General features: G+C 39.8%; 9 protein-coding genes. 7 read left to right on the top strand and 2 right to left on the bottom strand.

The window, feature by feature from the left end; all coding sequences use genetic code 11:
- Nucleotides 1–190: 190 nt before the first annotated feature.
- The gene (locus C9J48_RS27345; protein WP_006228288.1) at nucleotides 191–1,363 is read right to left on the bottom strand and encodes a tyrosine-type recombinase/integrase; all 1,173 of its coding nucleotides are present in this window, start codon (nucleotides 1,361–1,363) and stop codon (nucleotides 191–193) included.
- A gap of 770 nt (nucleotides 1,364–2,133) precedes the next feature.
- Here C9J48_RS27345 and C9J48_RS27340 point away from each other — a divergent pair.
- Nucleotides 2,134–2,337: a hypothetical protein gene (locus C9J48_RS27340; protein ID WP_006228287.1), complete on the top strand. Its 204-nt coding sequence runs from the start codon at nucleotides 2,134–2,136 to the stop codon at nucleotides 2,335–2,337.
- 3 nt (nucleotides 2,338–2,340) lie between these two features.
- Nucleotides 2,341–2,682, top strand: coding sequence for a hypothetical protein (locus tag C9J48_RS27335; protein WP_006228286.1), 342 nt, complete (start codon nucleotides 2,341–2,343; stop codon nucleotides 2,680–2,682).
- A gap of 148 nt (nucleotides 2,683–2,830) precedes the next feature.
- Here C9J48_RS27335 and C9J48_RS27330 read toward each other — a convergent pair whose 3' ends face one another.
- Nucleotides 2,831–4,117 (bottom strand): polysaccharide deacetylase family protein, encoded by a 1,287-nt coding sequence (locus C9J48_RS27330; RefSeq protein ID WP_006228285.1) that lies wholly within the window; start codon nucleotides 4,115–4,117, stop codon nucleotides 2,831–2,833.
- A gap of 666 nt (nucleotides 4,118–4,783) precedes the next feature.
- Between C9J48_RS27330 and C9J48_RS27325 the strand changes: the two genes are divergently transcribed.
- The 5 genes from C9J48_RS27325 to C9J48_RS27305 all read left to right on the top strand — a co-directional run bounded on the left by C9J48_RS27325 (nucleotide 4,784) and on the right by C9J48_RS27305 (nucleotide 10,348).
- Nucleotides 4,784–6,118 carry a PTS sugar transporter subunit IIC gene (locus C9J48_RS27325; protein ID WP_006228283.1) on the top strand — a complete coding sequence of 445 codons (1,335 nt, stop codon included), beginning with the start codon at nucleotides 4,784–4,786 and terminating at the stop codon, nucleotides 6,116–6,118.
- 57 nt (nucleotides 6,119–6,175) lie between these two features.
- Entirely contained in the window at nucleotides 6,176–7,489 is a 1,314-nt protein-coding gene (locus tag C9J48_RS27320) for a 6-phospho-beta-glucosidase (protein WP_006228281.1), read from the top strand.
- A 22-nt stretch (nucleotides 7,490–7,511) separates the two neighbouring features.
- Nucleotides 7,512–8,291: a chitin disaccharide deacetylase gene (gene chbG, locus C9J48_RS27315; protein WP_242610766.1), complete on the top strand. Its 780-nt coding sequence runs from the start codon at nucleotides 7,512–7,514 to the stop codon at nucleotides 8,289–8,291.
- Between the two features lie 274 nt (nucleotides 8,292–8,565).
- Nucleotides 8,566–9,561: a LacI family DNA-binding transcriptional regulator gene (locus C9J48_RS27310; RefSeq protein WP_006228279.1), complete on the top strand. Its 996-nt coding sequence runs from the start codon at nucleotides 8,566–8,568 to the stop codon at nucleotides 9,559–9,561.
- A 127-nt stretch (nucleotides 9,562–9,688) separates the two neighbouring features.
- Complete coding sequence (locus C9J48_RS27305; RefSeq protein ID WP_107281302.1) at nucleotides 9,689–10,348, top strand: tellurite resistance TerB family protein; 660 nt, start codon at nucleotides 9,689–9,691, stop codon at nucleotides 10,346–10,348.
- Nucleotides 10,349–10,580 lie beyond the last annotated feature (232 nt).

Genomic DNA, 10,580 nt, shown 5'->3' with positions numbered 1-10,580 from the left:
AAATTCAATAAGTTAAAAAATGCTTATCAAAAACTATTGAAAAATAAAACCAATAAATCAATACTTGATGAAATAGAATTGCCAGAGTTAACTATTTATAACCATCCTGACAATCCAGAAATAAAGAAAAAACTTAAAAATAAAAACAGACCCTCAATGTAAAGAAAGCCCGAAAGGGCTTTTTCTTTGTTTAAAATCTAACTGCTTCTCTACCTTTCGTTAATGCTCTAACGTTTTTATTATCTTTAAGTAATGAATGATCATAGTGATTTTGAATAGTTTCAAGTGAATTACCTACTTGTTTTGCTATTACAAGCATATCAACACCATTAAGCAATTGTTTTGTTATGTATGTATGACGACAAGAATACAAAGTATATTTCGTTTTAATGATATTCTGTTCAATCATTTTTTTTATTATTTGGTCAAATAATTTACACCAATCAGCTATTTTTTCAAAAGAACTTTCAAAAATAAAACCATCTTTTACAGTTAATAATTTATCTACTGTTAAATCTAAATTTTTTGTTATTTGTGTAATTGCAATTAATGAATTAATTGCTTTTCTGGAAAGAATAGATTCCCTTTGTGAATGCTCTTTTGTTTTACCTTTTCTAATTTTTACATAAAAGCTTTTATTGTGTTTTGTTAAATCTGAATAACGAATGTTATTCATTTCTTCACCTGTCCTTATGCCAGTTTCGAGAAGGAAATTAAAAACATGAGGGAAGATAAAACGATATTCTCTTGTCTTGAAATTAATGTTTTTTTGTTCAAGCCAATTTTCAGATTCTGTAAATTCACGAATTGATTTTAATTCAGATTCTTTAAAATCAATACCAATTTGTTTTTGTGTCGTTTTAATGTCTTTTGGGAAAGAGGGAAAATCTTTTTTCTTTAAAAGTTCCTCTTCTTCAAGATAGTAAAAAAGATGTGTAAAACAAGTTTTATTCATTGTTTTACGAGTTTGAGAAAGTTCTAAACCATCAAAATAAAGTCTTATGTTTTTAGTCGTCAATTCCTCAATACTTTTGTTTTTAAAAAAAGGAATGATAAAGCTATTAAACAAGTAAATATAATCATTGTATGTATTTCTAAACGGCTTTTTCTCTTTAAGTTGAGTAATCACAGAATGACAAGCTTTTTCGACTGTATGACGTTGCACAGGGACGATTTCAAGACCTGCTTTTATCATTCCCTCATACTCGAATTTTAAAGCCCAAGCTTTTGATATTGCATCATCAAGATCAGAAGTTTTAAGACTCCTTTTAATTTCTTTACCATCTACACGAAAACGAACATAAATGCTATTTGTGTGATTTTGTCGATAGATAGCAAGACCTTTAACGAGTTTTTGATACATAAGAAAAGCCCAAAGTTGTATAAAAAGTTGTATAGAAAGGCTTTTAGTATTGTTTAAGTTATTGAAAAAGTAAAGGGTTTATGTAAACGCTACGGCTTCAAAATCCGTTGCTTTCGAGCGTGACGGTTCAAGTCCGTCCTCGGGCACCAGATAAAATGATAAAGCCTCAACTTCGGTTGGGGCTTTGTTGTATCTGGAGTAATCAAATCTTACCTCAGTTTTCCTTTCTTGTTATCAACGCTTTTCACCTTAATTAGACTCACTTTATCAGCAGTTAGAACTGTCGAATAATCCACGGTGTGCATAATCTGCATTCAAGAAATCTAAGTAAATCCAACACTCTCCGATTCTAGCAAAATCACAAGCCAACATAACCAAGCGAATCAATTAAATGCCAACAACTATTTATCCAGGTTGGTACAACCTGGCAATAAAAGTTGTGCTTTGTTACTGAATATAAGAGAAAACATCCAAGATAGCGGCGGTGACTCGCATTCAAGAGGTCAGTAAGTTGTTGCAGCAGCTATAATGTGTGTACCCATGTAAGAGCAATATGTTTATTTTAGCGAGAAGTGAGTGGCTGGAGGTTATTGCTACACTGATTTCTCTCAATTAGATATGTTGAGTTCATTTGGGTACAAATGCCAGTAATTGCCAGTTGTAGAGAGGGTGATGCTCTGGCGAAATTTATTAGCTTGAGGGCAAGGTGAAAGGTGGCATTTACTTGTCCATTACAAGGTAATGTGGATTAAACAAGTAGGAGAGAGGCAATGGCAGATGCAAACAACAATACGACTAATTGGCCCGAGTTGGCAGGGGCTTTGTATGACAAACTCACTGAGCGTCATGCTGAATTAACGTATGAATTTGACAAGATTGAGATTGGTGTACCCAGTGGCTCCGGAGACAAATCGGATCATTCGACTTGGACTGTCAATGGCAGTATCAGTATTCGAGGTCGAAGCTTAGAGTAATATATGCTGAGTATTCATGGGGCGTTAGTCATGGAGGTGGATGATGAAACTATCCACCTTGTTGCCAATGAACAGACAATTACCCTTCATCTGAGTGATCCTACATTATTGATAGCGTGCCTTGAACTTGTGCGGGCATTGAAACTCAATTTTCGCTCTTTGATAAGAGGGCTAGACTCGTCGTCATTATTTCGATTGATTATTGTCGTGCCTAGTGGTGCCACGATCACTGTCACTGAGCGAACAGGGTGGCCTAAACGTTTTCTGCCTCTATCTATTGTGATCACCAATAAATCATATTGGGTAAAGATAGTGTCTAGGTTGTGGCAATGTTATCGACGGTGAAGTCCCACAGCTTAACTGGCTTTTCTACTAGTGGTATTTTGATTTTTCATTGCTTCGTAATGACCAATACGAGGTATCAGTTTGTATTTGGCGTATCACCCACATGAAAGCAAAGCTATCATGTGGGTGAATTTTTAGAGAGCGGTTATTACAACTTGGTGAATAACGTCGCTTCGGTGTTCGGTGTCCAGTCAGCCTGTGAGGTATGAGCGGTATTAACGAGGTAACGCTCATTCATATAAAGGACAATATCGCCTTGGTTATAACTGACGTTAAGCGTCCATACCGTTGTCGGCATGCTGTTTAACCATAAGCTTGACGTTGACGATGGTGCCCAGTCTGCCTGTGCGTTGTGGGCAACGGTAGCTTTGTAAATAGTATCTTCGTGAGTGACATAATCGCCCTCTTCGTAAGTTTCTCCGATAGACCATACAGGTGCATAATTATCGATGGTATCGAAAACATATCCTGCTTCTTTTGCGATTTTTATGAACTTGGCAAGCTTCGGCAGGTTTTTTGTTGCTCCCATACCACGTTTACCATCTTCAAAGAGAAATTCATGGGTCAAGACGATAACTTTATCGGCATGTAGAGATGTACCGCATGGGAATGTTTGGGTTTTTGAGTTAACTGGTTCGATAGTGGTTGGCGCACAAGCATTAATTGCAGCATCAATGTAGCCTAAGAATACATCGGCTTCAGTTAAACTATTCGCTGGCATAGGTATCCCCCAGTTCTCTGGCGCCCAATCAACATCCCAGCCATGAAGTTGGTAGTTTTTTCCTGTCAATATATCAGCAACTTTCATCGAGGATTGAACGCTTTGTGACGGGTTTTGTGGGTCACATACATATCCAGGCTCCCAAGGTTTAAATTCATCTGATGTTGCACAGAGTCCATCGCCTTTGAAGTCTTTAGTGACACGCCAGCCATTAGTATAAGGCAAGCGCGCAAGGTTAACCCCTTTGAAATTTGGATAGGAATATACATTCGGAATATAAGACTCAATCACGGTAAGGTTCTTATCGAACATTGATGCGTCATATACAGGGTCTTGGTACGAATCAATTTGATGGTTACCGGTAGCATTACAGGCGGCAGCACTGTTATCCCCATTTTCATCGACACAGTTATGAACCATATGATCATAACTATGGTTACTCACAACATGGCCAGAGTCGAGCATATACTTTAGCGCGTCAACGGCCTTATCTTCTTTTTCATCACCGATGCCATCTAAATGCCAGCCATTGATATAAAATGTGCCTTTAATCCCCCCTTCGTTCAATACATCAATCACTGGAATTGATGCATTTAAAGGGCCATCATCAAAAGTAAGATAAATCGTTCCTTTCGGGGTTGCTTGAACTGCCATTGAGGTTGTTAGGATTGCACTTGTACATAATACCGATAGCAGTGTTTTTTGTAGTTTCATATATATCTCATTATTCAAATTGAATCGTTGGTGAATTAATAAATGGATAAATAAAATTATCATTTGTGGCTGTGAATAGTATTAATTCGGATTGTTTAATTGAGTCTATAGTGGTTGGATATATGCGTGCGTTACATATCATTATTATATTTACGTTACTTTAGTTTACATTTTAATTTGGGCGTTAATATCATTATTGTTATCTTTTATATTTAGGTTTTGTTTTATTGTGTCTTTTTGTTTTAGTAGCGATGTTATTGCTTTATAGTTTACTGGTGATAGCGCAACCGGTTGTGCTTTTGTTTTTAGTTTTATTTATTTACGATGTTGTGGTGATTTAAAGTTGAGTGACAAAAAAGTCGAGTTGTAGTGTAGAGAGGGCCACTAGAATGCAGGTAAAAATGGAGTCGGCAGTAGTAAGTCGTAGGGTGGAGTGTGAAATTGAAGCTCTAGCTGTGCGTGTGAAGATGCTATTCAAACATCCCCCCCTTTTTGCATATGACATGATGAAAGGTGAGGAAGTACTCGAATAAGTGCTTTCTCTTATTACGGAGTAATTAAGTGAAATTCGTATTTTTATTTTACTGATGTCGTAAATGAATATATTGAATATCCCCACATTGAAATTTTTGTGAAGTGGTTAATTATAATAAAAGGGAGTTTTAGATGAAGTTATATGATTCGATAATTAATTTCGTTGAAAATATTATTGCACCACTGGCAGTTAAAGTTGGTAACCAAAAACATGTTCGTGCCATGCGTGATGGTTTTATTGTTGCGATGCCATTTATTATTGTTGGTAGTTTTGCCTTGGTATTTGCATTTCCTCCATTTGCGGAAGATACGCAAAATGCTTTCGGCCGAGCTTGGCTTGATTTTGCCAGCGCTAACTTTGATAACCTCATGATGCCCTTTCAAATGACGATGGGAATCATGGCAATATTTGTGTCACTAGGAATCGGATATAGTTTGGCGCGCGCCTATAAAATGGATGGCATTACCAGCGCTTCGCTATCGCTAATGTCATTTTTAGTGGCATCTGCCCCAGCGACGAACGATACATTATCAATGGGGCATCTGTCTGGTACGGGTATTTTTACTGCCGTGATCAGTGCATTTTTCTCTGTAGAATTGATACGTATTTTGAAAAAATACAATGTTACTATCAGGCTACCAGAGCAGGTGCCACCAGCGATTGCTCGCTCATTTGAACTGTTGATCCCTGTGTTGGTGGTTTTCCTTACTCTCTTCCCTCTTAGCCTTTTTGTACAAGCGCAATATGACATGTTAATTCCTGACTTGGTGTTGGAGATGTTCAAGCCTTTGGTGAGTGCATCCAATTCATTACCTGCCATTATTGGGGCGTTGCTGCTGTGTCAGTTATTGTGGTTTGCTGGTATCCATGGTGCGGCGATTGTGGTTGGTCTACTTTCCCCAATATTCCTGACCAATATTGGTGCTAACCAAGCAGCATATTTGGTTGGTGAAGCTATTCCCAATGTATTTACTCAACCTTTCTGGGACTTTTATATCTTTATTGGTGGTTCAGGGGCAACGCTGGCATTAGTTATTCTGATGATGTTCAGCCGTTCCGTACACCTTCGTAGCCTTGGTCGTATGAGTTTTGTTCCGGGCGTCTTCCAGATCAATGAGCCTGTCATCTTCGGTAGCCCGCTGGTCTTGAATCCTACCATGTTTATCCCATTCATTTTTGCGCCGGTGTTAAATGCCACTATTGCTTATGCAGCTGTTCATATGGGTATCGTCGGGGCTGGTGTTTCGCAAACCGCGTGGACGGCTCCTGCATTGCTTGGTGCGTCTTGGGGCTCTGGCTGGACGCTATCTCCGGTATTGCTGGTTCTCGCGTTGCTTGTGATGGACATATTCATCTACCTCCCATTCTTTAAAATATTCGAAAAGCAATTACTTAAAGAAGAAGGTAAGTCGGCTGAACAACAGCAAGACGCAGATACTGTACCAGTAAGTGGTGCGACAGTTTAATAACAATCGCAGGGTTATAACCCTAATATGATTTTAATACATAAGGAGAGGTGGACAATGACTAAATCGCCGCTAAAGCTTGCCATTATCGGAGGGGGGAGTAGTTATACTCCAGAATTGGTTGAAGGTGTCCTAAAAAGGCTAGAGCGTTTACCTGTAAAAGAGATCCATTTTGTTGATATTGAATCTGGTCAGGAAAAACTAAATATTATTAAAGCGTTGGCTCAAAGGATGGTGGATAAAGCAGGAGCCAATATTACACTGACCGCCTCACTTGACCGCCGTGCAGCGATAAAAGGTGCTGATTTTGTTATGACTCAGTTCCGTGTCGGCGGATTGCAAGCTCGTGCAAATGATGAGCGTATACCACTCAAGTATGATGTGATTGGACAAGAAACGACAGGTCCAGGTGGTTTTGCAAAAGCACTTCGTACTATCCCTGTGATCCTTGATATTTGCAAAGATATTGAAGAATTAGCGCCGAATGCTTGGATGTTAAATTTTACTAACCCCGCAGGCTTAGTCACAGAAGCGGTACTGAAGTATACCAAGGTGAAAACCATTGGGCTTTGTAATGTTCCTGTATCGATGAAAATGATGATTGCAGAGATGATGAATTGCTCACAGCATGACCTGTCTTTGGAGTTCGCAGGGTTAAACCATATGGTATGGGTGCATCGAGCTTGGCTTGGTGGGAAAGATATTACCGCCACAGTATTAGATAAGGTGGGTGATGGTGCTAACTTCAGTATGACAAATATCTTTGAAGAGCCGTGGGACCCTACTTTTCTTAAAGCAATAGGGGCGATTCCTTGTCCGTATCACCGCTACTTTTACCAAACCGATGCCATGCTTGCTGAAGAGAAAGAAACGGCTTTAAGTGGTGGGACGCGAGCTGAACAGGTCATGGAAACAGAGCAAGAACTCTTTATGTTATATCAAGATGTGAATCTAGACCGTAAACCGGAGCAGCTTGAAAAGCGTGGGGGGGCTTACTACTCTGATGCGTCCCTTGATCTGGTTGATGCTATTTATAACGATCTTAAGACAATAAATGTTGTTAATGTGCGCAACAACGGCACCATAGCAACGTTACCTGATGATGCTGTGATTGAGTGCAGCGCGGTTGTTGGAAGTTGGGGAGCTCGTCCACTCTCTGTCGGTCAGTTAAGCCCTGCGGTGAGTGGTTTAATTCATCAAGTGAAAGCCTATGAGCAACTGACGGTTGAGGCTGCTGTCCACGGGGATTATGACAAAGGGTTAATGGCATTGGTAAATAACCCCTTAGTACCAGACATTAAGCGAGCCAAAGCAATTTTGGATGACACATTGCGAATTAATCATGACTACTTACCACAGTTCAATGGTTAAAAATTAAATTGAATAGGAAAGATTGAACGGCAAGGATGCCGATTTTATAAGTTTAGGTGATGCTATGCATGTTATTTTTAATGCGGATGATTTTGGTTTGACTCCAGGTGTTAATTTAGGGATCGTCGCTGCCAGTCAGTCAGGGGTAGTGCGCTCAACAACTCTCATGGTGGGTATGGAGGCTGATAAACATGCGATTGATCTGGCCTCTTCTGCGGCTTCACTTAAAGTGGGTTTGCATTTACGATTTACCGCAGGAGCACCGCTCACAGCGGCCCACTCCTTGACAAGTGACAATGGTCAATTTCTTGTAAAAGAAAATTTCAAGCACAGAAAAGACTTTGTTGAACAAGAAATCGCTGATGAAGTTACTGCACAAATTGAGTGTTTTCTTGCTTCGGGATTAAGCTTGAGTCACATTGATAGCCACCACCATGCTCATACCCACTCTCAAATATTACCTGTGGTACAAGAGCTAGCTCGTTATTACAAGGTACCATTAAGAGAATGTGGTAAAGGTGGCTTAATATCAAATAATTGCCAGTATATATTTAGTGATGAGTTTTATGGTGATGGCATTAGTGTTAATCAGCTCTTGGGGATTATAAACAAGCATGAAAATCGCTGTGATGTATTAGAAATAATGTGTCATCCGGGTTTTATTGATCAACCTTTATTAGATGTAAGTGCTTACAATGTAATAAGAGCAAAAGAGTTAGCTATATTAACTGATGAAAACTTGCTTGAAGCCTTAGATAAGCAAGGTATTGAAGTCTGCGATTTTTCTATTTTTTCTAAATAAGCTGTACAGATTTGATCTACGGTAATTGCTCTGATCAATAGATTAAATCGTCATTTAGATGATAAACCAATAACGACTGCCAGTATGCTAATTCCCCCTGTACCATAATGCGAATTACTGGCAGTTCGTTATTATTATGGATTCTGATGAAAATACCGTTAGTACTGTATTTTCGCATGTGCGGGTTTACACTATAGCGAGAGGTTGATGACGTGGCTTTTTCATTGAAATAAGAGGCAGTTCAATTAATTATTAGAGGTAGAACATAAAAGCGATGGCAAGGATTAAAGATGTAGCTCTTTTAGCTGGAGTTAACCGTTCAACCGTCTCTCGCATTATCAATGGAGAAGGTAAATTTAGGGCGGATACTAAACGCAAAGTTGAACAAGCGATGGCGGAGTTGAATTATCGTCCTAGTGCGATCGCTCGCTCTCTTGCGACTGCTTCATCGAATATGGCTGGTCTGTTGGTAACTTATTATACTGGTGGGTTCTTCGGTGAAATGATGAATCAAGTTCAGACTGAACTTGATTTGCACCAGAAATTTTTGATTACAGCTCAGGGGCATCATTGTGCCGAGGGGGAGCGTGACGCTATTTGCCGCTTCCATGCTCTTCGTTGTGACGGCTATGTACTTAATAGTCGCTATTTGAGTGATGATGAATTGCGATTATTGGCTAAAGAGCCAACACCATTTGTTTTGCTTGACCGTATCGTTGAGGGTTTAGAATCTAGATGTATAACGTTTGATCATTCTTTAGCGGGGCAGATAGCCGTCGACCATCTGATTAATCAAGGTCACAGAAAGATTGCGTGTATAAGCGGCCCACTCAATCGAACGAACAGTCGACAGCGTTATCAAGGTTACCTTAATGCTTTATCTACCGCGGATATCACCGTCGATCTGACTCTGTGTGCCGAGGGTGATTATGGTCGAGAAAGTGGTTATCTAGCGGCAAAAAAATTGTATCAATCTCACCCTGATTTAACAGCGTTATTTTCATGTAACGAAGAGATGGTGGGAGGGGCGTTGCAATTTTTCCATGAAAATGATGTGAGCGTTCCACAGCAAGTATCTTTGATTAGTTTTGACAGTATTGATCGCTGCGCCAGTTTTTATCCCACGGTTTCGGCAGTACATTTTCCTATTAGTAAAATGGCTCGAGTTGCTGTTGAAGTGCTGATAAACCTGATTAAAAAAGAAGATATCAATATAGACCTTCATTTTGAGCCACAACTTGTAATTCGCCATGGTGATCGTGCGATTTAGGGTTCATTGGGGCTTTGTTGTATCTGGCATTTATATTCCTTCTTTACCTTGCTTTACGTTAAATTCATTCCCCGTTCATTTTCTCTTCTTTAGTATCAGTGGTATCCCTTGTTATGGAGTGCCAACGATGAAAAACCTATTTGACCAACTCATTAATCAAGCCAGCAGTTATATGGGGAAAAGTTCCTCCTCCTCTTCTTCCTCTTCTCGTAAAGCAGACCTTGTTAAAGGGGCTACGGCAGGAGGGCTTGTCGGAGCATTAGTCGGAAATAAGAAAAGTCGTAAGCTAGTGGGTAAGTATGGCAAAAAAGCTGCCGTCATTGGTGGCACTGCAGCTATAGGTACTGTGGCGTATCAAGCTTATAAAAAGTGGTCTCAAGATCAGACTGAAGCAACAACTTCGACGGTAGCTCCGATGCTGGGTGAATTAGCACCACTAAAAACCGATCAAGAAGTATTGATGAAAGCCATGATCTTTGCCGCTAAAGCTGATGGCCATATTGATATTGATGAGAAGGCGGCGATTACTCAGTGGCTGCAGCAAAATGGAATGACACAAGATGTGGAAGTACTGATTTCCCGTTGGCTGGATGAGCCATTAAACCCTCATGTGATTGCAAAGGCCGTTGATGGACTTGAGCAAGCATCGGAAGTCTACCTCGTGTCACTACTAGTGATTGATGTAGACCATTTCCTAGAGCGGGCTTATTTGGATGCTTTAGCGGATGCATTGGAGTTGCCGCCTGTATTAATAGAGCGCATTGAAGAGCAAGTTACACTTTCTTAGTGTTTGGGAGTGCGATTTTAGACCAGCTTTGAGTGGGTTGTTTGTATTTTGTTCGGTTGATGGTGTTTTTCATAATTATATCAAAAACTCCCTTGCCAACCTGAACGAAGTCTCTATAATGCGACCTCACTGACACGGAGCACGGCGCTTAGCCAGCAACCTAGTCAGTATGTTCTTTAACAATTTGACCATGCAATCTGTGTGGGCACTCGTGAAATTTTAAGTCGAAAGA

This window comes from Photobacterium profundum, assembly GCF_003026285.1.
In the GTDB taxonomy this organism is placed as follows: domain Bacteria; phylum Pseudomonadota; class Gammaproteobacteria; order Enterobacterales; family Vibrionaceae; genus Photobacterium; species Photobacterium profundum.
The sequence above is the reverse complement of the archived record's forward strand: the minus strand, read 5'-3'. Positions and strand labels throughout refer to the sequence as shown.

What these genes read in the sequence shown, in the direction of transcription:
- C9J48_RS27345 (WP_006228288.1), bottom strand. Translation starts at nt 1,363, where the DNA reads ATGTATCAAAAACTCGTTAAAGGTCTTGCTATCTATCGACAAAATCAC.
- C9J48_RS27340 (WP_006228287.1), top strand. Translation starts at nt 2,134, where the DNA reads ATGGCAGATGCAAACAACAATACGACTAATTGGCCCGAGTTGGCAGGG.
- C9J48_RS27335 (WP_006228286.1), top strand. Translation starts at nt 2,341, where the DNA reads ATGCTGAGTATTCATGGGGCGTTAGTCATGGAGGTGGATGATGAAACT.
- C9J48_RS27330 (WP_006228285.1), bottom strand. Translation starts at nt 4,117, where the DNA reads ATGAAACTACAAAAAACACTGCTATCGGTATTATGTACAAGTGCAATC.
- C9J48_RS27325 (WP_006228283.1), top strand. Translation starts at nt 4,784, where the DNA reads ATGAAGTTATATGATTCGATAATTAATTTCGTTGAAAATATTATTGCA.
- C9J48_RS27320 (WP_006228281.1), top strand. Translation starts at nt 6,176, where the DNA reads ATGACTAAATCGCCGCTAAAGCTTGCCATTATCGGAGGGGGGAGTAGT.
- C9J48_RS27310 (WP_006228279.1), top strand. Translation starts at nt 8,566, where the DNA reads ATGGCAAGGATTAAAGATGTAGCTCTTTTAGCTGGAGTTAACCGTTCA.
- C9J48_RS27305 (WP_107281302.1), top strand. Translation starts at nt 9,689, where the DNA reads ATGAAAAACCTATTTGACCAACTCATTAATCAAGCCAGCAGTTATATG.